16 protein-coding genes and 1 tRNA gene are annotated in these 21,880 nt (G+C 71.3%); 16 read left to right on the top strand and 1 reads right to left on the bottom strand.

Annotated features, from left to right (window positions below):
- Positions 1 to 66 precede the first annotated feature (66 nt).
- The 3 genes from EMA17_RS14045 (at position 67) to EMA17_RS14035 (ending at position 5,149) form a co-directional block, all read left to right on the top strand.
- Positions 67 to 1,509: an amidase gene (locus EMA17_RS14045; protein ID WP_126637326.1), complete on the top strand. Its 1,443-nt coding sequence runs from the start codon at positions 67 to 69 to the stop codon at positions 1,507 to 1,509.
- 160 nt (positions 1,510 to 1,669) lie between these two features.
- Positions 1,670 to 3,328, top strand: a complete 1,659-nt coding sequence (locus tag EMA17_RS14040; RefSeq protein ID WP_170222163.1) for an amidohydrolase — start codon at positions 1,670 to 1,672, stop codon at positions 3,326 to 3,328.
- A gap of 153 nt (positions 3,329 to 3,481) precedes the next feature.
- Positions 3,482 to 5,149 carry an SWIM zinc finger family protein gene (locus tag EMA17_RS14035; protein WP_126637325.1) on the top strand — a complete coding sequence of 556 codons (1,668 nt, stop codon included), beginning with the start codon at positions 3,482 to 3,484 and terminating at the stop codon, positions 5,147 to 5,149.
- 299 nt (positions 5,150 to 5,448) lie between these two features.
- On the opposite strand, the gene EMA17_RS14030 is transcribed toward EMA17_RS14035, so the two are convergent.
- Positions 5,449 to 5,520, bottom strand: a tRNA-Arg gene (locus EMA17_RS14030).
- Between the two features lie 139 nt (positions 5,521 to 5,659).
- Between EMA17_RS14030 and EMA17_RS14025 the strand changes: the two genes are divergently transcribed.
- The 13 genes from EMA17_RS14025 to glyA all read left to right on the top strand — a co-directional run bounded on the left by EMA17_RS14025 (position 5,660) and on the right by glyA (position 21,841).
- Positions 5,660 to 6,049: a response regulator gene (locus tag EMA17_RS14025; RefSeq protein ID WP_126637586.1), complete on the top strand. Its 390-nt coding sequence runs from the start codon at positions 5,660 to 5,662 to the stop codon at positions 6,047 to 6,049.
- Positions 6,050 to 6,101: 52 nt separating this feature from the next.
- Positions 6,102 to 7,754, top strand: coding sequence for an arginine--tRNA ligase (gene argS, locus EMA17_RS14020; RefSeq protein ID WP_126637324.1), 1,653 nt, complete (start codon positions 6,102 to 6,104; stop codon positions 7,752 to 7,754).
- Between the two features lie 182 nt (positions 7,755 to 7,936).
- Complete coding sequence (lysA, locus tag EMA17_RS14015; protein WP_126637323.1) at positions 7,937 to 9,325, top strand: diaminopimelate decarboxylase; 1,389 nt, start codon at positions 7,937 to 7,939, stop codon at positions 9,323 to 9,325.
- Positions 9,326 to 9,554: 229 nt separating this feature from the next.
- On the top strand, positions 9,555 to 10,847 hold the full coding sequence (locus EMA17_RS14010) for a homoserine dehydrogenase (RefSeq protein WP_126637322.1): 1,293 nt from the start codon (positions 9,555 to 9,557) through the stop codon (positions 10,845 to 10,847).
- Between the two features lie 6 nt (positions 10,848 to 10,853).
- Entirely contained in the window at positions 10,854 to 11,936 is a 1,083-nt protein-coding gene (thrC, locus tag EMA17_RS14005; protein ID WP_126637321.1) for a threonine synthase, read from the top strand.
- A gap of 866 nt (positions 11,937 to 12,802) precedes the next feature.
- Positions 12,803 to 13,717, top strand: a complete 915-nt coding sequence (thrB, locus tag EMA17_RS14000; RefSeq protein ID WP_126637320.1) for a homoserine kinase — start codon at positions 12,803 to 12,805, stop codon at positions 13,715 to 13,717.
- A 574-nt stretch (positions 13,718 to 14,291) separates the two neighbouring features.
- A complete protein-coding gene (rho, locus tag EMA17_RS13995; RefSeq protein ID WP_174861359.1) occupies positions 14,292 to 16,385 on the top strand; it encodes a transcription termination factor Rho in 2,094 nt (697 codons plus the stop codon).
- 280 nt (positions 16,386 to 16,665) lie between these two features.
- Positions 16,666 to 16,890, top strand: a complete 225-nt coding sequence (rpmE, locus tag EMA17_RS13990) for a 50S ribosomal protein L31 (protein WP_078975440.1) — start codon at positions 16,666 to 16,668, stop codon at positions 16,888 to 16,890.
- A 192-nt stretch (positions 16,891 to 17,082) separates the two neighbouring features.
- The gene (prfA, locus tag EMA17_RS13985) at positions 17,083 to 18,138 is read left to right on the top strand and encodes a peptide chain release factor 1 (RefSeq protein ID WP_371863002.1); all 1,056 of its coding nucleotides are present in this window, start codon (positions 17,083 to 17,085) and stop codon (positions 18,136 to 18,138) included.
- Positions 18,139 to 18,148: 10 nt separating this feature from the next.
- Positions 18,149 to 18,994: a peptide chain release factor N(5)-glutamine methyltransferase gene (gene prmC / locus EMA17_RS13980; protein ID WP_126637317.1), complete on the top strand. Its 846-nt coding sequence runs from the start codon at positions 18,149 to 18,151 to the stop codon at positions 18,992 to 18,994.
- A 118-nt stretch (positions 18,995 to 19,112) separates the two neighbouring features.
- Positions 19,113 to 19,760 (top strand): L-threonylcarbamoyladenylate synthase, encoded by a 648-nt coding sequence (locus EMA17_RS13975; protein WP_078975437.1) that lies wholly within the window; start codon positions 19,113 to 19,115, stop codon positions 19,758 to 19,760.
- Entirely contained in the window at positions 19,757 to 20,419 is a 663-nt protein-coding gene (locus tag EMA17_RS13970) for an arsenate reductase/protein-tyrosine-phosphatase family protein (RefSeq protein WP_126637316.1), read from the top strand. The genes EMA17_RS13975 and EMA17_RS13970 overlap by 4 nt, the downstream gene beginning before the upstream one ends.
- Before the next feature lie 138 nt (positions 20,420 to 20,557).
- Entirely contained in the window at positions 20,558 to 21,841 is a 1,284-nt protein-coding gene (gene glyA / locus EMA17_RS13965; protein ID WP_126637315.1) for a serine hydroxymethyltransferase, read from the top strand.
- The last annotated feature ends 39 nt before the right edge of the window (positions 21,842 to 21,880 follow it).

The raw sequence follows: 21,880 nt of genomic DNA, 5'->3' as shown, positions 1-21,880 counted from the left end.
GCAGCCGAACTCGTCGCGGTGCACCCGGCCGCGACGCACACACGACGAAAGGATCAAGTACTTCCCATGTCCGATCACGCCCTCGACGAACTCGCCTATCTGCCCGCGACCGAGGCACTGCGTCGTTTCCGGGACCGATCGTTGTCGCCCGTGGAACTGATGAACGCGGTGATCACGCGCGCGGAAGCGGTCGAGCCCGTCGTCAATTGCCTCGCCGAGCGGATGTACGACGAAGCACTGGCCGCGGCACGGGAGGCCGAGGCCCGCTACGCCGGCAAGGGCGACGCGCCACGGCCGTTGGAAGGGCTCGCGGTGGCGACCAAGGAGGAGCAGCCGATCGCCGGCCGGATCATCGCCGAGGGCTCGCTGCCCTTCGCGACCGAGATCGCCGAGACGACGCACCCCGTGGTCGAGCGGGTGATGGCCGCCGGCGGCATCGTGCACGCGCGCACCACGACCCCGGAGTTCAGCTGCGCGGCCTTCACCGACTCGAAGTTGTGGGGCGTGACCCGCAATCCGTGGAACCCGGCCTATTCGCCGGGTGGTTCCTCGGGTGGCGCGGGCGCGGCGCTGGCGGCCGGGAGTACGACGCTCGCGACCGGTTCGGACATCGGCGGCTCGATCCGCATCCCCGCCTCGTTCACCGGCACGGTCGGCTACAAGCCGCCGTACGGCCGTGTTCCGGCGCTGCCGCCGTTCAACCTCGACACGTACTGCCACGACGGCCCGATGACCCGCACGGTCGCCGACTGCGTACTGCTCCAGAACGTGATCGCGGGCCCGCATCCGCTCGACGGCGTCGCGCTCAGCCCCAAGCTGACCCTGCCGACCGTGCCGGGGGGCGTCGCGGGGCTGCGGGTGGCGCTGTCGATCGGGCTGGGCGACTGGCAGGTCGATCCCGAGGTGGAGGCCAACACCCGGGCGGTCGCGGACGCGTTGCGCGAAGCCGGGGCGATCGTCGAGGAGGTGGCGGTCGACATCCGCCGACGCGACGTCATGGACACGGCGATGATCCATTTCGGCGCGATCTTCGGTTCGTGGGTGCGCGGGGTCGCGAACGACCACGGCGATCAACTCAACGCGTACACCCTCAGGTTCGCCGAGGAGACGGTCGCGGTGGCGGACCGGCGCGGACTGCTTTCGGGCCTGGAGCGCGAGGCGGCGATCCAGGCCGAGATCGGCGGACTCCTGGACCGGTACGACGTGTTGTTGTGCCCGACGGCCGGCATTCCCGCGTTCCTGGCGGACGACGACTACACGTCGACCAAGGTCACCATCAACGGCGTCGAGTTGGAGCACTACCTCGAGGCGTCGCTCACGACGGTGTTCAACATCGCGAGCCGGTGCCCGGTGTTGAGCGTGCCGTCGGGGCGGGCGGCGAACGGGGTTCCGACGGGGGTGCAGATCGTCGGGCGGTTCTACGACGACGCGACGGTGTTCCGGGTGGCGGCGGCGGTGGAGCGGGTTCGACCGTGGGACTACGCGGGGGTGGGGATGCCGGGGCGTTGAGGGGGGTGGTCCGCTCTCCACCTTCCGAATCCTCTTTCCCCTGCCTCGCCCCCGTCACCCTCTTGACTTCTTCCCCTTCGTCCCCTTTTTCCCTCCTTCCCGTCCTTCCTGTCCTTGCCCTCCTTTCTCTCCTTCTCCGTTACAGCGCCGGGAGTTCCACATGTCTGCCTTCGCCGATGTCGTCTTTCGAGGTGGTGCGGTCCATACGATCGATGCCGTACGTCGCCGGGCCACGGCGGTGGCGGTGCGGGACGGGCGGATCGTGGCGGTGGGCCATGACCCGGACGTACGGGAGCTGATCGGGCCGCGTACCGACGTGATCGACCTGGCGGGGCGGGCGTTGGTGCCCGGGTTCCAGGACGCGCACGTACACCCCGCGCTCGCGGGGATGACGCTGATCCGCTGCGATCTGTCCGAAGCCCGGGACGCCGACGCGACGTTCGCGCTGATTCGGGCCTACGCGACCCATCGGCCCGACGAGGAGTGGATCACCGGCGGCGGGTGGAACATGGAGGCGTTCGCCGGCGGCACGCCGAGTCGGCGGCAGTTGGACGTACTCGTACCGGACCGGCCGGCGTTCCTGATCAACGCCGACGGCCACGGCGCATGGGTGAACACCCGCGCGCTCGAACTGGCCGGGCTCGACCGGCACACCCCGGACCCGGCCGACGGGCGGATCGAGCGCGAGCCGGACGGCACGCCACAGGGCACCCTGCACGAGGGCGCGGCGGCCCTGGTCGGCGACCTGGTATCGGGTCTGGACGCGGCCGACGGCCTGCGCGCCCTGCTCGCCGGCCAGGCACGGATGCACTCGGTCGGCGTGACGTCGTGGCAGGACGCGATGGTCGGCTCCGCGCATCCGGGCCTGGATCCGCTGGCGGCGTATCTGACGGCGGCCCGCTCCGGGCAGCTCACCGCGCGCGTCGTGGGCGCCCTGTGGTGGGAACGCGACCGCGGTGCCGAGCAGTTGGAGCGCCTGCTGGAGCTCCGCGCGTCCTCGACGGTCGGCCGGTTCAGCGCGACGAGCGTGAAGATCATGCAGGACGGCGTCGCGGAGAACTTCACCGCCGCGCTGAACGAGCCGTACTTCGACGGTTGCGGCTGCCACACCGGCAACAGCGGCCTGAGCTTCGTCGACCCGGCCGAACTGCGCGAACACGTCACGCTCCTCGACGCGCACGGGTTCCAGGTACACGTGCACGCGGTCGGCGACCGGGCGGCGCGCGAGGCGCTGAACGGCTTCGCCCAGGCGCTCGCCACGAACGGCCGGGGCGATCGGCGACACCACATCGCGCACCTCCAGGTGGTCCACCCCGACGACATCCCGCGCTTCGCCGCACTGGGCGTGTCCGCCAACCTCCAGCCGCTGTGGGCCGCCCACGAGGCCCAGATGGACGAACTGACCATCCCGTTCCTGGGCGACGAACGGGCCGCCTGGCAATACCCCTTCGGCGACCTCCTCCGCTCCGGCGCGACCCTCGCCGCCGGCAGCGACTGGCCGGTGAGCGCCCCCGACCCGATGTGGGGCATCCACACGGCGGTCAACCGGGTCCTGCCCGCCTTCGCTGACCCCGCCGACCGGGTGTTCCTGCCCGAACAGCGCATCGACCTGACGGCGGCCCTGGCGGCCTACACGGTGGGCACGGCATACGTGAACCACCGCGACCACGACACCGGCACGATCGAGGCCGGCAAACTCGCCGACCTGGTGGTCCTCGACCGCGACCCCTACGCGACTCCGCCGGAGCACATCGCCGAGGCAAGGGTCCTGGGCACATACGTGGAGGGCGAGGCGGTACACACGACGGCGGATCTGTGACGGCGGATCTGTGGCGGCGGGTCCGTGGCGGCGGGGCGAGCCGGGTGGCCCGTCCCCCGGCAAGCCCGTGGCGGCTCGTCGAAACCGCCTCCCGGGTCCTCCTCCGCCGGGAATCCGAAGGTAGCCCGACCCGAGCCGGGCGGGTGCGGTTTGATGGAGAACGTGCCCGTACCCGTACCCGTACCGCCATTCACCGCAGAAGACCTCCTCGCCGCCGCCGGTTCGAAGTCGTACGGACGAGGCGAGGGCTATCTCGACGCCGTCGCGAACCTGGCCGAGGACGACCCGGGCGTCGTGACCGCCGTGGTGTACGGCAACGACACATACGGCGTCGTCCTCGAATACGGAGCGGACGGCCTCGCCGGCAACTGCGACTGTCCCTACGGCGATCAGGGCCACTTCTGTAAACACTGCGTCGCGGTCGGCCTCACCTTCCTTCGGTCCGTCGAGAACCGTCCGGCCGACGAGCCCGGCGCCCACACGTTCGACCTGCGGGCCTACCTCGCCTCGCTCGATCCGCACGAACTCGTCGACCTCCTCGACGAGGCGGCCCACAACGATCCCGACCTGCGCCGCCGCCTCGCTCTGCGCGCCGCCCGCACCGACGCCGGCGGCGGACCGGACATCGCGGCGATCCGCGAGCACCTCGGCCGCTCACTGCGCACGTACGGCTACCTGGATCGACACGGCGCCCACACCTACGCCGGCGCGGTCGCCGACATCGCGGAGACCCTGCGCGAGTTGTCCGACGGCGGCCACCACGTCGCCGTGGTGGACCTCTCCGGTCGCGCGCTGGGCCTGATCGGCGTCGCGCTCGGGGACGTCGACGACTCCGACGGCGCGATCACGGACGAGGGCGAGGCACTGGTCGAGTTGCACGCCGAAGCATGCGCGGCGGCCCCGACCGACCCCGTCGAACTGGCCGACTGGCTGCTCACGTTCCAACTGGCCGGCCACGACTGGCCGGAACTGCGGATCCGGGACTACGCGGATCCGCTGGGCGACACCGGCATCGCGCACTACGCCACACGATTGCGTGCGGTGCGCGAGGATCGGCGCCTTGTCCGCCACCTGCGGGAAGACTTGGCCGAGGTTCAGGAGGACACGGACGCGCTGGTCGACGCCCTCCGCGACGACCTCACCCACGGCTACGCCTACCTGCGGATCGCCGATGTACTCACCGACGCCGGTCGTGTGGACGAAGCACTCGAATGGGCCGAACGCGGCTTCACCGAACACCCGAACGAATCCAGGCTCGCCGACTACCTGACCCTGCGGTACGACGCGGCCGGTCGCGGCGAGGACGCGTCGCGGGTCCGCTGGGAACAGTTTCGAAGTCAGCCGAGTGTCGCAGGCCACCGACAACTGCTGGAGGCCGCACGGGCGACCGGAGCACACGACCGCTACCACACCGAGGCGTTGCAACTGCTGCGCGACGCGATCGCACACCCGCCCACCCGCGTCCGGGCGACCCGAGTCCTGATCGACATCCTGCTCGCCGACGAGCAATTCGACGAGGCATGGACGGAGGCCGAAACCCTCGGCGCGACCCGCGAACAATGGCTGCGCCTGGCCGACGGCTGCCGAACCACCCGCCCGGAGGCCGCGGTCCGCACCTACATGCGAGAAGCCGAAGCCCTCATCACGACAACAGGCAACAACGCCTACGCCCGCGCCGCCGACCTGATCGCCCGCGCCCGAGACACCTCCCGAGCCGCCGACTGCGAACAAACCTGGCAGGAGCGCTTCACCACCCTACGCACCAACCACCACCGCAAACGAAACCTGACAGCCGCACTAACCCACCGAGGCCTCACCTAAAACCACCCCCACCGCACCCGGGGCTCCCTCACCCCACCGCAGGCAAGGCACAGCCCACCATCACAAAACCCAGTCTCTGCCCCTCGAAGCACCCCGGATACACAGCTTCAAATCACCTCCGAGGCCGTCGCACCCAGCCACCACCCTCGCAACCACGACGTACGCCCCACCAAAACCCCTCCAAGCCCACCACACGCACACCGCCCACCCCAGCCCCCACAGTGAGCACCACCCGCAATCCCCAAAACAAAAACAGCAGCTCACGACTGATCGTGGCTGCTGAGACTGTTCACGCTGTGTGCCCCTGGCAGGATTCGAACCTGCGCACACGGCTCCGGAGGCCGTTGCTCTATCCCCTGAGCTACAGGGGCTCGGGTGACGTGAACATTACCAGTTCTTCGGGGGCGGTTGCGAAGGGGTTGGGGTTGGGGGTGGACGGGGTGTGGACGAGATGTGCGGATCGGGCCCCCTCGTGGGTGTGGGGGGCCTAACCTCACTGGCGTGGGCGGGATTGGTGGTGAGGCGGCGCGGGTCCTTGTCGTGGATGACGACGAGGTGATTCGGCAGCTGATCGCGGTCAATCTGCGGCTGGAGGGGTTCGTGGTGACCACCGCCCGCGATGGTGAGGAGTGTCTGCGGCTCGTGCACGAGGTGCGGCCGGATCTGGTGACGCTCGACGTGGTCATGCCGCATCTGGATGGGATCGGGACGGCCGCGCGGTTGCGGGCGGATCCGCGGACCAAGGGGCTGAAGATCCTGATGATCAGTGCCTGCGCGCAGGACGAGGATTTTTCCCGGGCGCGGGCGGTGGGTGTGGACGGGTATCTGACCAAGCCGTTTCATCCCGAGCAGTTGATTCGCCTCGTGCGGGCGTTGTCGCCGGAACTGTCACCCGAATGACCTACCCCGCCCGCCGGGCGGGTCGGTCGGCGGGTCGCCTACCCTTGTGCGCGTGACCCCCGCAGAGCTTTCGCAGTCAGTGTTGTCCGCGGTTCGTGCCGCCGTCGAGGCGGGCGAGCTCGCCGTTGCCGTGCCCGAGAGCACGACGGTGGAGCGACCGAAGAACCGCGAGCACGGCGACTACGCGACGAACATCGCGCTGCAGCTCGCGAAGCCGGCGAAGCGGGCGCCGCGGGAGATCGCCGAGCTGTTGGCCGCGCGCATCGCGCAGGTGCCCGGCATCGCGAAGGTCGACGTGGCCGGTCCCGGCTTCCTCAACATCACCGTCGACACGGCCGCCCAGGGCGAGCTGGCCCGCGCCATCGTCGACGCCGGCGCCGACTACGGCAGCAACAACGCGTTCGACGGGCTGAAGATCAACCTCGAATTCGTGTCCGCCAACCCGACCGGGCCGATCCACATCGGCGGGGTGCGCTGGGCCGCCGTCGGCGACTCGCTCGGGCGGATCCTGCGCGCGTCCGGCGCCGACGTCACGACCGAGTACTACATCAACGACGCCGGCGTACAGATCGACAAGTTCGGCAAGTCGCTGATGGCGGCGGCGAACAAGCGGCCCGTGCCCGAGGACGGCTACGTCGGCGCGTACATCAACGACATCGCCGCCGACATCCTCGCCGAGCACCCCGACGTGCTGGGCATGGACGAGGCCCTCCAGGAGAAGATCTTCCGGGCCACCGGACTGCGGCTGATGGTCGCCGAGATCCAGCGCTCCATGGAGAACTTCGGCGCGCACTTCGACGTCTGGTTCTCCGAGACCACGCTGCACGCGTCCGGCGCGGTGGAGAAGGCGATCGAGCGGCTGCGCGAGCAGGGCCACGTCTACGACGACAACGGCGCGATCTGGCTGCGCACCACGGACTACGGGGACGACAAGGACCGGGTCCTGATCAAGTCCGACGGCGAGAAGACCTACTTCGCCTCCGACGCCGCGTACTACCTGAACAAGCGCGACCGGGGCAACGAGGTCGCCGTGTACATGCTCGGCGCCGACCACCACGGCTACGTCGGGCGGCTCAAGGCGATCGTGGCCTGCGCGGGCGACGACCCCGAGCACAACATCGAGGTCATCGTCGGCCAGTTCGTGAAGATGATGCGCGCCGGCGAAGAGGTCCGGATGTCCAAGCGCGCGGGCAACATCATCACCATCGACGACGTCGTGGAGTGGATCGGCGTCGACGCGGCACGCTACTCGCTGGCCCGCTCGTCCACCGACTCCACCATCACCCTCGACATCGACATCCTCACGTCGCACAAGAACGAGAACCCGGTCTTCTACGTTCAGTACGCGCACGCGCGGATGTCCTCCGTCGAGCGCAAGGCGGCCGAACGCGGCATCGTCAAGGGCGAGTTCAAGCCGGAACTGCTCTCCACCGAGTGGGAGTCCGACCTGCTCGGCATGCTCGGCGAGTTCCCGCGCGTGGTCGCCAAGGCCGCCGAGATGCGCGAGCCGCACCACGTCGCGCGCTACCTCGAGCAGTTGGCCGGCACGTACCACCGCTTCTACGACCACTGTCAGATCCTGCCGAAGGGCGAGGAAGCGGTCACCGACCTGACGTACGCCCGAATGTGGCTGGCCGAAGCCGCGAAAACCGTGGTGGCCAACGGCCTCGCCCTCCTGGGGGTGTCCGCCCCCGAGCGCATGTGACGGATCGTCACAACGCAACAGGCGACAGGTCGAAGGCCGGGCGGAGGTACTTGCCCGGCCTTCGGTCGTACCCGCCCCGACGCACGGACGGACACCCACGACCGGATACCGACCGTCGGACACCCGCCGACGGACACCGACCACACCCACCGACGCCCTGACCCCAAGGGGAGCACCACGACATGAGCCGCTCCGCCCACCCCGCCGGTCCCCGCCACGCGGACGTCCTGCCCGACGGCGCACCGCCCGTCGCGCCGGAGGACCTGGCCCTGCTCGACCCGAAGATCTGGCCCACCACCGCCGCGCGCGGGACCGACGGCGTGGTCACCGTCGCCGGTCTGGACGTACGCGACCTGGCCCGCGAGTTCGGCACCCCCGCCTACATCCTGGACGAGGCCGACTTCCGGGCCCGTTGTCGGGACTGGCGCGAGGCGTTCGAGGGCGCCGACGTGTTCTACGCCGGCAAGGCCTTCCTCTGCCGCGCGCTGGTGCGCTGGATCGCCGAGGAGGGCCTGAACCTGGACGTGTGCACCGCCGGCGAACTCGCCATCGCGCTGTCCGCCGGCATGGACCCGGCCCGGATCGCCTTCCACGGCAACAACAAGTCCACCGACGAACTCGACCGCGCCCTGGACGCCGGCGTCGGCCGGATCGTGGTCGACTCCTTCGAGGAGATCAGCCGACTCGCCTTCCTGGCCGACCGGCGCGGCGTCCGGCAGAAGGTGCTGGTCCGGATCACCGTCGGGGTCGAGGCGCACACCCACGAGTTCATCGCCACCGCGCACGAGGACCAGAAGTTCGGCTTCTCGCTCGCCGACGGGCAGGCCGCCGAGGCGGTGCGCCGGATCCGCAAGCTCGACTCGCTCGAACTGATCGGCCTGCACTCGCACATCGGCTCGCAGATCTTCGACACGGCCGGCTTCGAGGTCGCCGCGCGCCGCGTGGTCGGCCTGCTGGTCGCGGTCCGCGACGAGCACGGGGTCGAGTTGCCCGAGATCGACCTCGGCGGCGGCCTCGGCATCGCCTACACCTCCGCCGACGACCCGCAGCGGCCGGCCACCATCGCCGCCTCGCTCCTGGACATCGTGCGCCGCGAGTGCGCGGCGGCCGGCCTGGCCGCGCCCCGGCTCTCGGTCGAACCCGGCCGGGCGATCGCCGGACCGGGCACGTTCACCCTGTACGAGGTGGGCACCATCAAGCCCCTGGAGGGCCTGCGCACCTACGTCAGCGTCGACGGCGGGATGTCGGACAACATCCGCACCGCGCTCTACGACGCCGAGTACACCGTGACGCTCGTCTCCCGGACCAGCGACGCCGCGCCGATGCTCTCGCGTGTGGTCGGCCGGCACTGCGAGTCCGGCGACATCGTCGTGCGCGACGCGTACCTGCCCGCCGACCTGGCCCCCGGCGACCTGATCGCGGTGCCCGCCACCGGCGCCTACTGCCGCTCGATGGCCAGCAACTACAACCACGTGACCCGCCCGCCGGTGATCGCGGTACGCGACGGCGAGGCGCGCGTGATCGTGCGCCGCGAGACCGAAGCGGACCTGCTGGCCCTCGACGTCGGCTGAGCGGGACACCCGGTCGGGGGCCGCCGTCCGGCGGCCCCCGCACACGGGAGAAAATCACGGGAGAAAATCCCGTCGACACCAAGCCGAGCCGCAAGAATTCCCGTCTCGGATCCTGGACCGGAGCCGGTTCGGGGCCTGATCCGAGCGACACTTGTCGGCACTGCCCGTCGCCGGAAACCCGCCGGGGCGGCAGACTCGGACAACCTTTGTCTTCGAGAAGTGAGGTCGGATGATGCGTACGCAGCCGCTGAAGGTGGCGCTGCTCGGTTGTGGTGTGGTCGGCTCCGAAGTGGCCCGCATCATGACGACGCACGCGACCGACCTCGCCGCCCGGATCGGGGCCCCCATCGAACTCGCCGGCGTGGCCGTACGCCGGGGTGGGCGCGAGCGCGCGGGCATCGACCCCGCGCTGATCACCACCGACGCCGTCGAACTCGTCAAACGCGACGACGTCGACGTGGTGGTCGAGGTGATCGGCGGCATCGAGCCCGCCCGCGGCCTGATCCTGTCCGCGATGGAACACGGCGCCTCCGTGGTCTCCGCCAACAAGGCCCTGCTCGCCGAGGACGGCTCGACGCTGCACGCCGCCGCCGCGAAACACGGCGTGGACCTCTACTACGAGGCCGCCGTCGCCGGCGCCATCCCGCTCCTGCGCCCGCTGCGCGAGTCGTTGGCCGGCGACAAGGTCGAGCGGGTGCTCGGCATCGTCAACGGCACCACCAACTTCATCCTGGACCGGATGGACTCCACCGGCGCCGGCTTCGCCGAGGCGCTGGACGAGGCCACCGCGCTCGGCTACGCCGAGGCCGACCCCACGGCCGACATCGAGGGCTTCGACGCCGCCGCCAAGGCCGCGATCCTGGCCGGCCTGGCGTTCCACACCCGGGTGACCGCAGCCGACGTGTACCGCGAGGGGATCACCGAGGTCAGCGCCGCCGACGTGGCCTCGGCCAAGGCGATGGACTGTGTGGTGAAACTGCTCGCGATCTGCGAGCGCGGCGCCGACGGACAGAGCGTGAGCGCTCGCGTGCACCCCGCGATGATCCCGCGTTCGCACCCGCTCGCGTCGGTGCGCGAGGCGTACAACGCCGTCTTCGTCGAGTCGGAGGCGGCCGGGCAGCTGATGTTCTACGGCCCCGGCGCGGGTGGCGCGCCGACCGCCAGCGCGGTCCTGGGCGACCTGGTCGCGGTCTGCCGCAACAAGCTCTCCGGCGCCACCGGGCCCGGCGAGTCGGCCTACGCGGCGCTCACCCCGCAGCCGGTGGGCATCGCCCGCACCCGCTACCACCTGAGTCTGGACGTGGCCGACCGCGCCGGTGTACTGGCCCAGGTCGCCGCGGTCTTCGCCCAGCACGACGTGTCCATCGACACGGTGCGTCAACAGGGCCGGGACGGGGATGCCACACTCGTGATCGTCACCCATACCGCCACCGACGCCGCGCTCGCGGCGACCGTCGCCGATCTGCGCGGTATGGACATCGTCCGTGACATCGCAGGCATCATGCGGGTCGAAGGGGAGTAGAGGACCGTGAGCGCGCTCAAGGAAGGCGTCCGCACCACACAGTGGCGCGGGGTCATCGAGGAATACCGCGACCGACTGCCGGTCTCGGCGAGCACACCGGTGGTCACCCTGCGTGAGGGTGGCACGCCGCTGGTCCCGGCCCAGGTGCTCTCCGAGCGCACCGGATGTGATGTTCACCTCAAGGTCGAGGGGGCCAACCCGACCGGGTCCTTCAAGGACCGCGGGATGACGATGGCCATCTCCAAGGCCAAGGAGGCGGGCGCCCAGGCGGTCATCTGCGCCTCCACCGGCAACACCTCGGCCTCCGCCGCGGCATACGCGGTGCGCGCCGGCATGGTGTGCGCCGTCCTCGTCCCGCAGGGCAAGATCGCGCTCGGCAAGATGGGCCAGGCCCTCGTGCACGGCGCGCGCATCCTGCAGGTCGACGGCAACTTCGACGACTGCCTGACCCTCGCCCGCGATCTGGCCGAAAAGTATCCGGTCGCGCTGGTGAACTCGGTCAACCCGGTGCGCATCGAGGGCCAGAAGACCGCCGCCTTCGAGATCGTGGACATGCTCGGCGACGCGCCCGACATCCACGTCCTGCCGGTCGGCAACGCGGGCAACATCACCGCGTACTGGAAGGGCTACAACGAGTACGCCGCCGACGGCCTCGCCACCCGCCGCCCGCGCATGTGGGGTTACCAGGCGGCCGGTTCGGCGCCGCTGGTGAAGGGCGCGCCGGTGCTCTCGCCGCAGACGATCGCCACCGCGATCCGGATCGGCAACCCCGCCTCGTGGGACCTCGCGATCGCCGCGCGGGACGAATCCGGCGGCCACATCGAGTCGGTGACCGACCGTCAGATCCTGTCGGCGTACCGGCTCCTGGCCGCGCAGGAGGGCGTCTTCGTCGAGCCGGCGTCCGCCGCGAGTGTGGCCGGATTGCTCCAGGCGGCCGAACAGGGCCGGGTCGACCCGGGTCAGCGGATCGTGTGCACGGTCACCGGCAACGGCCTCAAGGACCCCGACTGGGCCGTCGCCGGCGCGCCCAAGCCGATCGTCGTCCCGATCGACGCCGCCGCCGCGGCCGCGCAACTCGGCCTGGACTGACCACCCTCGGCACCGCGCCGGCGCCGCCGCACCGACCACGACGCGTCGGCCACCCACGAAAGCGGGTGGCCGACGCGCACGTGCCACGAGAAGACGCGCGCGCATGCCACGAAGACGCGCACAGGCGCCACGACGACGCGCGCACGCGTGACGACGCGCACGTGCCTCGGCCGACACGCGCGACAACCATCGACTTCGCCACCGATACGTGTAACACCCACATAGGCCGAGTCGTCCCCGCGAAGTCGATACCCGCGCGGCCGACACTCCCGAAGTCGAATTCCCTCCGAAGCCGCACACCCGCGAATATCGGCCGGGAAAGCCGCCGACCAAGCGTGCGACTCGGGAAAATTCGCCGGTCGATCGACCGAGCGGGACACCCCCGGGCGAGCTTCACGACCGCCCCGGCCGGCCGCTCGGCGGGCGTACCCGACGTCGCCACCCGCACGGGCGCCCGTCGGCACATCCGTCCGAAGTGGCTGGTCGGCGCCCCGGCCCGACCCGCGCGGCGGCCGTCCGGCGCGAGCATTCGGGCACGCCCCCGGCAGGAACACCCGATCGGAGCACGATCGGCAACAAGATCGAATCAGGTCGGCCCATGATCGACCGTCGACCGCCCTCGGTCCTTTTCGATCCCATTTCCGGTACCAATCCCACGACGCGGTGGTTACGGTGTCCCGCGAGGGAACGCACCTTCGGTAGGCTGATCACCGGACGCGACCTTCCACTCGTTCCGCGGCGCATGCCGCCCGAGTCTCGCGTCTGTTCCTGCCGTTCCGCAGCACCCGCGAATTCCCGAACGCGCCACCGGTTCGGACCGTCCCGCGAAGGTGCCCGGAACTCCACGAGGAGGAGTGTCCACGCGTATGGCCGGCCCCGCATTCCGTGCCGCCCCCGTCCGGGTTCGCATCCCGGCCACGAGCGCCAACCTGGGTCCCGGGTTCGACGCGTTCGGACTCGCGCTCGGACTGTACGACGACGTCGCGATCCGGGTCGCCGACGAGGGCTTGTCGATCGACATCGCAGGTGAGGGCGCCGACGACCTGTCCCGCGACGAGAACCACCTGGTCGTTCGCGCGGCCCACGCCGCGTTCGAGGCGATGGGCGGTCGCCCGCCCGGCCTGGACGTCGTCTGCGCCAATCGCATCCCGCACGGCCGCGGCCTGGGCTCGTCGGCCGCCGCCATCTGCGCCGGGGTGATCGCCGCCCGGGCGCTGACCATAGGCGGCGCCGAGCGGCTCGACGACGAGGCCGCGCTCGCCCTGGCCACCGAACTCGAAGGCCATCCGGACAACGTCGCGGCGTGTCTGCTCGGCGGCTTCACCATCGCGTGGACCGACGAGGACGGCCCCCGGGCGGTGCGATCGAGCCCCGACCGGGGTATATCTCCCGTCGTGTTCGTACCTTCCACCCCGCTGTCCACCGAGGTCGCGCGCGGTCTGCTGCCGGCCAAGGTGACCCACCGCGACGCCTCGGCCAACGCGGCGCGCGCCGCGCTGCTGGTCACCGCGCTCACCACGCGGCCCGACCTGCTCTTCGCCGCGACCGAGGATCGACTGCACCAGACGTACCGGGCGCCCGCGATGCCGGCGAGCGCCGAATTGATCGACAAGCTGCGCGCACAGGGGATGGCCGCGGTCGTCTCCGGCGCGGGGCCGACCGTACTCGCCCTGGTCACACCGGACCGCGTGGACGAGGCGATCGGCACTGCCGGGCCCGATTGGGTGGTTCGGCAATTGGACGTGGACGGGGCCGGAGCAAGCGTCATGCCACTGGCGTGACCTGCGTACTCGCCGTTCGTTGGCAGTACGCCCGGTAGGTCGGAACCGGACCGGCGGCACACTCGGCGCAGCCGGGCGGCGGGTCGGCGACGGCGGTGGATCCGTTCACTCCACTGCACTACCGCAGGAAAAATGGGCTGCGCCGGGGGAGCGATGGGGTGGGGGAATGTCTCTTGGGTCCGGTAGTGTTAGCGTCATCACCGCACCAGATCCTCCGCCCGTATGGGGTTGGGCGCGTTCGGTGCTCTGTGGCCACGATCCTTTGGGAGTTTCCCCTCCTGTCTGTCCTTCGTGACGAACGTGGCTCCCCGATACAGACCGGCGGGACCACCGCGCCGCGTCGAGCTCATCCCGGGGACCCGAGGGCTGTTCCTTCGCAGGAAATCGAGCCCCTACAGGAATACGAGCCCCCACAGGCATACATGAGCCCGATCCTCGCAGTACCGGGCACATTTTCGACGATTCCCGCCATCCGGCGGACCACCGCACCGGACCGCACTGGAAGCGGGACGGACAGCACAACCGGTCGCCGAGCCCCCTCAAGGCCGACGCCCGCTCCAGGGAAGGACCCTTCGTGAGCGACACCACCGAACTCATGGACGCAACGCCGCAGGCCGCGTCCGCCTCGGGTGACGCGGCTGCCACCGCGGACGCCCCCGCTCCCGCCACGCGGCGCCGCCGCTCGACGGGCACCGGCCTCAACGGCATGGTGCTGGCGGAGCTGCAGCAGGTCGCCACCGGTCTCGGCATCAGCGGCACCGGCCGCATGCGCAAGAGCCAGCTGATCGAGGCCATCCAGGCGAAGCAGGGTGGTTCGGACGCCGCTCCCGCCGCCGCTGCCGCCACGAAGCCGGCCCGGGCGACCAAGGCGAAGGCCGCCGCCGCCACCGCGGCGGACAACGGCGCGGCGCCCGCCGAGGCCCCCGCCGTCGCCGAGGCGCCGGCCGCGGAGGCGCCCACCCGGACCCGCCGGGCCGCCCGGACGCGGGTCGCGGTCGAGACCGCCGCGCAGATCGAGATCCCCGAGCAGGCCGCCGCCGAGGCGCCCGCCAACGGGCGCGGGCGGCGCGAGCAGGGCGAGCCGACCGCCGAGGTCGCCGAGACCGGCACGCGCCGTCGTGGCGAGCGGGCCGAGCGCGCCGAGCGCCCCGCCGAGGAGCAGGGCGAGCAGCGCGAGGGCGGCGAGCGCGAGGGCCGCCGCGAGCGGCGCGAGCGCGGCCAGAACCGGCGCGACCGCGGCGAGCGGGGCAACGAGCGCGGCGAGCGGACCGAGCGCGGTGAGCGTGCGGAACGCGGCGAGCGGGGCAACGAGCGCGGCGAGCGTGGCGACCGCGGCAACGACCGCGGCGACCGGGCCGAGCGCGGCGAGCGCGGCAAGCAGCAGCAACAACAGCAGCAGCAGGACAACGGCCCGCTGGACGACGACGACTTCGAGGGCGGCGGCCGTCGGCGTCGTGGCCGCTACCGCGACCGCAACCGTCGTCGCGGCGGCCGTGAGGGCTTCGAGACCAACGAGCCCGTGCTGGCCGACGACGACGTCCTGGTCCCCGTCGCGGGCATCCTGGACATCCTCGACAACTACGCCTTCGTGCGGACCTCGGGCTACCTGCCCGGCTCCAACGACGTGTACGTCTCGCTCGCCCAGGTCCGCAAGAACGGCCTGCGCAAGGGTGACGCGATCGTCGGCGCGGTGCGTCAGCCGCGCGACGGCGAGCGCCGGGAGAAGTTCAACGCCCTCGTGCGGCTGGACACGGTCAACGGCATGGAGCCGGAACAGGCCCGCCAGCGCGCCGACTTCAACAAGCTGACCCCCCTGTACCCGCAGGACCGGCTGCGCCTGGAGACCGACTCCAGCGCGCTGACCACGCGGATCATCGACCTCGTGTCGCCGATCGGCAAGGGCCAGCGCGGTCTGATCGTCGCGCCGCCGAAGGCGGGCAAGACGATGGTGCTCCAGGCGATCGCCAACGCGATCACCGTGAACAACCCCGAGTGCCACCTGATGGTCGTGCTCGTGGACGAGCGCCCCGAAGAGGTCACCGACATGCAGCGGTCGGTGAAGGGCGAGGTCATCTCCTCGACCTTCGACCGCCCCGCCGAGGACCACACGATCGTCGCCGAGCTGGCCATCGAGCGGGCCAAGCGCCTGGTCGAGCTGGGCCACGACGTGGTCGTGCTGCTCGACTCGATCACCCGCCTGGGCCGCGCGTACAACCTCGCGGCGCCCGCCTCCGGCCGCATCCTGTCCGGTGGTGTCGACTCGACCGCGCTGTACCCGCCGAAGAAGTTCTTCGGCGCCGCGCGCAACATCGAGAACGGCGGCTCGCTGACCATCCTCGCCACCGCGCTCGTCGAGACCGGCTCGCGCATGGACGAGGTGATCTTCGAGGAGTTCAAGGGCACCGGCAACATGGAGCTCAAGCTCGACCGCAAGCTCGCCGACAAGCGCATCTTCCCGGCGGTGGACGTGGACGCGTCCAGCACCCGCAAGGAAGAGATCCTGATGGCGCACGACGAACTCGCGGTGGTCTGGAAGCTGCGCCGGGTGCTGCACGCGCTCGACCAGCAGCAGGCGATCGAACTGCTCCTGGACAAGATGAAGAAGACCAAGAGCAACGGCGAGTTCCTCATGCAGATCCAGAAGACCACGCCGATGCCGAACGACTAGCGGGGCCCGGGCGTGGGGTCCGGGGGTCGCACCCCGGATCAGCGCGGTCGCGAGACCACGCCGATGCCGAACGACCGGTCGATCAGCGATTCGTCATACGTACGACATGGCAGCACGTCCGCCGGGAGGGAATGCCGCGACCCCGGTCGTGGTTGGGCGGTACAGACCCTGATTTGGGTCCGGTCGCCCCCTCCTGGCAGACTGCTCTGTCGGCCCCGGTTCACGTGATGCCCATTCGGGCGTACGACCCGGCGCCCTCCCGAACCTCAAGGAGACTCCCGTGAAGCCCGACATCCACCCCGAGTACGTGGAGACCACCGTCACCTGCGGCTGTGGCTCGACGTTCACCACGCACAGCACCGCGACGAGCGGCCAGATCCGCGTCGAGGTCTGTTCGCAGTGTCACCCGTTCTACACGGGGAAGCAGAAGATCCTCGACACGGGCGGCCGGGTGGCGCGCTTCGAGAAGCGTTTCGGTACGCAGCCGGTGGCCGGCAAGAAGTAGCGACCCTGCGGCGCCGGAGGAGCGGTGGGCCTTGTCCAAGGTCCGCCCCGCCCCTCCGGCGCCGTTCGTTTGTCTCCGGAAGCCGTTCACCACGAGCCGGTCCCCAAAGTCCGTCCGGCTCCGGTAGCCCCGTCGTCACCGATCCCGCCGAGTTCGCGGCCACAACCAGAGGAGCCCCCAGTGTTCGAGGCGATGGACGACCTGCTCGCCGAGCACGCCGACCTGGAGCGGCAACTCGCCGACCCGGCCGTGCACGCCGACCAGACGCGCGCGCGCACCCTCGGGCGGCGCTACGCCGAACTGGGGCCGATCGTGGACGCCTACCGGCAGTGGTCGAGCGCCGGCGACGACGTCGAGGCGGCCCGCGAACTGGTCGCCGAGGACCCGGACTTCGCCGCCGAGGCGGCCGAGGCCGAGGAGCGCCGCGAGGAGTGCGCGGAGAAGCTGCGCCGACTGCTCGTGCCGCGCGACCCGGCCGACGACAAGGACGTGATCCTGGAGGTCAAGGCGGGCGAGGGCGGCGAGGAATCCGCCCTGTTCGCGGGCGACCTGCTGCGGATGTACCTGCGCTACGCCGAACGCGCGGGCTGGAAGACCGAGATCCTCGAGTCCAACGAGTCCGATCTCGGCGGCTACAAGGACGTCCAGGTCGCGGTGAAGACCAAGGGCAACCCGGCGCCCGGCGAGGGCGTCTACGCCCGACTGAAGTTCGAGGGCGGCGTGCACCGCGTACAGCGTGTGCCCGCCACCGAGTCGCAGGGCCGCATCCACACCTCCGCGGCCGGCGTCCTGGTCCTGCCCGAGGCGGAGGACGTCGAGGTCGAGATCAACGCCAACGACCTGCGCATCGACGTGTACCGCTCGTCCGGTCCCGGCGGACAGTCGGTCAACACCACCGACTCCGCGGTGCGCATCACGCACCTGCCCACCGGCATCGTGGTCTCCTGCCAGAACGAGAAGAGCCAGCTCCAGAACAAGGAGTCGGCCATGCGCATCCTGCGCGCGCGGATGCTCGCCGCGGCGCAGGAGGAGGCCGACAAGGAGGCCTCCGACGTGCGCCGCAGCCAGGTCCGCACGGTGGACCGCTCCGAGCGCATCCGGACGTACAACTTCGCGGAAAACCGGATTTCCGACCACCGCGTGGGCTACAAGGCGTACAACCTGGACCAGGTGCTCGACGGCGATCTCGATCCGGTCATCCAGGCGTGTGTGGACGCCGACATGGCCGCCCGGCTCGCCCACCAATAACGGAGACGAGATGAATCTGCTGCTCGCCGAGGTGGCCCAGGCCACCCTGCGACTGGCCGACGCGGGCGTTCCCTCTCCGCGCTTCGATGCCGAGGAACTGGCGGCGTTCGTGCACGGCGTCAAGCGTGGCGCCCTGCACACGGTGGCCGACGGGGACTTCGACGCGCGGTTCTGGGAGGCCGTCGCGCGCCGCGAGGCGCGCGAGCCGCTGCAGCACATCACCGGGCGCGCGTTCTTCCGCTACCTCGAACTCGAGGTGGGTCCGGGCGTGTTCGTACCCCGCCCGGAGACCGAGGTGGTGGTCGGGTGGGCGATAGACGCGCTGCGGGCGATGGACGTGGCCGAGCCGCTCGTGGTGGACCTGTGCACCGGCTCCGGTGCGATCGCGCTCGCGGTCGCGCAGGAGGTGCCGCGCTCGGTGGTGCACGCGGTCGAGCTGGACCCCGGCGCGTACGCCTACGCCGAACGCAACGCGAGCGGGTCGCGGGTGATCCTGCACCGGGGCGACGCGCTCTTCGCGCTGTCCCGGCTGGACGGCACGGTCGACCTGGTGATCAGCAATCCGCCCTACGTGCCGCTGGAGGAGCGGGACGAGATGGCCCCCGAGGCACGCGACCACGATCCGGAGCTGGCGCTGTTCTCCGGGCCGGACGGGCTCGACTTCATCCGGGTCCTGGCCAAGACCGCCTACCGCCTGCTGCGGCCCGCGGGGCTCGTGGTGGTCGAGCACGCGGACACCCAGGGCGGCGCCGTGCCGTGGATCTTCAACGAGGAGAACGGCTGGGTGGACGCGGCCGACCACCGCGATCTGACCAACCGCCCCCGCTTCACCACCGCACGCAAGGAAGGCGCGTGAACCGCGCGCCCCGCTCGGCGGCCGGACCCGCGCGGCCCGCGCCATCCGCACCGCCGGCATCGCCCGCGGCATCCGTACCCCTTGCTTCGCCCGTACCGTTTCCGGAGGTAAGTGCCCGATGAGCCGACGCTACGACTGCTCCGACGCGATGGACCGCGGGCTCGGGCTGCGGGAGGCGACCGGGTCGATCAAGCGCGGCGATCTGGTCGTGCTGCCGACGGACACCCTCTACGGCATCGGCGCGGACGCCTTCACGCCGCACGCGGTGCACGCGCTCCTGGACGCCAAGGGGCGCGGTCGCAACATGCCCTCGCCCGTCCTGGTCGGCTCGCCCAACACGCTGCACGGGCTGGTCACCGGCTTCCCCGAGGTCGGGTGGGAACTGGTCGACGCGTTCTGGCCGGGAGCGCTGACCATCGTGGCCTTCCACCAGCCGTCGCTGATGTGGGACCTGGGCGATACGCGGGGCACGGTCGCGGTGCGCATGCCGCTGCACCCGGTGGCGATCGAGCTGTTGACCGAGACCGGGCCGATGGCGGTCAGCAGCGCGAACCGGTCCGGCAACCCGGCGGCGACCACGGTCGACGAGGCCGAGGCGCAGCTCGGCGACTCGGTGTCGGTGTACCTGGACGGCGGCAGCTGCCCCTCCACCGCGCCGTCCTCGATCGTCGATCTGACCGCCGGCCGCCCCCGGCTGCTGCGTGAGGGTGCCCTGTCGTTGGAGACGTTGCGCGAGGTCGTTCCCGACCTGGAGGGCGTGAATTGACCGCGCCCCCTCCGGTCGGCCGGCCCCTCGGGCACGCCTACGGGCCCTACGGCTCCGCGGCCGACTCGTTCCGGATCCTGTTCGTGTGCACGGGGAGCATCTGCCGCTCGCCGATCGCCGAACGGCTGGCGCGGCTCGGCCTGCAGCGCCGACTCGCCGCGGACGACGCGGTGCGGCTGAGTGTGCAGAGCGCCGGGACCTGGGGCCACGAGGGCGCGCCGATGGAGCCGCACGCGGCCGAGGTGCTGCTCGAATACGGCGCCGACCCGGGCGACTTCCACGGGCGCGAGCTGCTCGACGAGCATGTCGCCGAGGCGGACCTGGTACTCACCGCGACCCTGGACCACCGCGCGCACGTGGTGTCGATGGGGCACGCGTCGGGCCTGCGCACGTTCACGCTGAAGGAGTTCACCCGGCTGGTCGCGGTGCTGGAGCGGGCCCCCTACCCCGAGCGCGACCTGGTCCAGCGCGGGCGCTCGCTGGTCCGGGCCGCCGCCGCGCTCCGCGGGCGGTTGGCCGCGCCCGATCCGGAGTGGGACGAGGTGGCCGATCCGTACGGCGCGCCGCTGAGCGTGTTCCGGGCCTGCGCCTCCGACATCGGCTCGGCGCTGGACCCGGTCCTGACCGCGCTCACCGGGCACCCCGCGCACACGCACTGACCGGCGCGCCCCGACGGGCACCGGAGCGTGCGCGCGCACGGGCCGACAACGGCGCGGAATCGGCCCCGGAAGGCCCTGTCCGTGTCCCGACCCCCGCCCTATCGTGGAGAGGTCCCTGCGGCCTTGAGGAGCGATGCCATGGGCACTCCCGACGCCCCGTCAACTCCCTTCTGGGGACCGGACTTCCTCGCGCTGCGACGGGAGGATCCGGAGATCGCCGAGGTGCTGCTCGGCGAGTTGGCCCGGCAGCGCGGCGGCCTCCAGTTGATCGCCGGGGAGAACTTCGCCTCCCCGGCCGTGCTCGCCGCGCTGGGCAGCACGCTCGCCAACAAGTACGCCGAGGGCTATCCCGGGCGGCGCTACTTCGGCGGCTGCGCCGAGGCGGACCGGGCCGAGCGGCTCGCGGTGGGTCGGGCGCTGGCCCTGTTCGGCGCCGAACACGTCAACGTGCAGCCGCACTCGGGCACCGCCGCGAACCTGGCGGTGTACGCGGCGCTGCTGAGCCCGGGCGAGACGATCCTGGCCATGTCGCTGCCGCACGGCGGGCATCTCACCCACGGCTCCCGGGTGAACTTCTCCGGTCGTTGGTTCCACGCGGTGGCCTACGGGGTCCGCGAGGGCGACGAGCGGATCGACCACGAGCAGGTCCGGGACCTGGCCCGGGCGCATCGGCCCCGGCTGATCGTGTGCGGTGCGAGCGGATATCCGCGCCTGGTCGACTTCGCCGCCTTCCGCCGGATCGCCGACGAGGTGGGCGCCTACCTGATGGTGGACGCGGCGCACTTCGCGGGGCTGGTCGCGGGCGACGCGACGGCCTCCCCGATCCCCTACGCCGACGTGGTCACGGCGACCACCCACAAGGTGCTGCGCGGGCCGCGCGGCGGGCTGATCCTGTGTCGCGAGGAGTTCGCCGAGCGGATCGACCGCGCGGTGTTCCCGTTCAGTCAGGGCGGCCCGCACATGCACGCGGTGGCCGCGAAGGCGGTCGCGCTGCGCGAGGCGGGCACCCCGGCGTACCGCGCCTACGCGCGCCGCGTGGTGGCCAACGCGCAGGCCCTGGCGCAGGGGCTGCAGGCCGAGGGGCTGCGGCCGGTCACCGGTGGCACCGACACCCACATGGCGCTGCTCGACCTGCGGGGGATCGGGGTGAGCGGTCGGGACGCGGAGCGCCGCTGCGAGCGGGCCGGGATCACCCTGAACAAGAGCGCGATCCCGTTCGACCCGGCCAAGCCGATGATCGCGTCCGGGATCCGGGTCGGCACGGCCGCGGTGACCACGCAGGGGATGACCGAGACGGACATGAAGGAGATCGCCCTGCTCCTGGGTCGGGCGGTGCGCGAGGACGACCCGGCGGCCCTGGGCGAGGTGCGGGCTGCGGTCGGCGAGTTGGTGGCCACACATCCGGCCTATCCGGGGTGGTGAGAACCGGCCGCGGGGTCCGGGCGGGCGGGCCCGATGAGA

The sequence above is a fragment of the Embleya hyalina genome, from assembly GCF_003967355.1.
GTDB classification, from domain to species: domain Bacteria; phylum Actinomycetota; class Actinomycetes; order Streptomycetales; family Streptomycetaceae; genus Embleya; species Embleya hyalina.
Note: the sequence above shows the minus strand (reverse complement) of the source record. Positions and strands in the feature narration are given on the sequence as shown.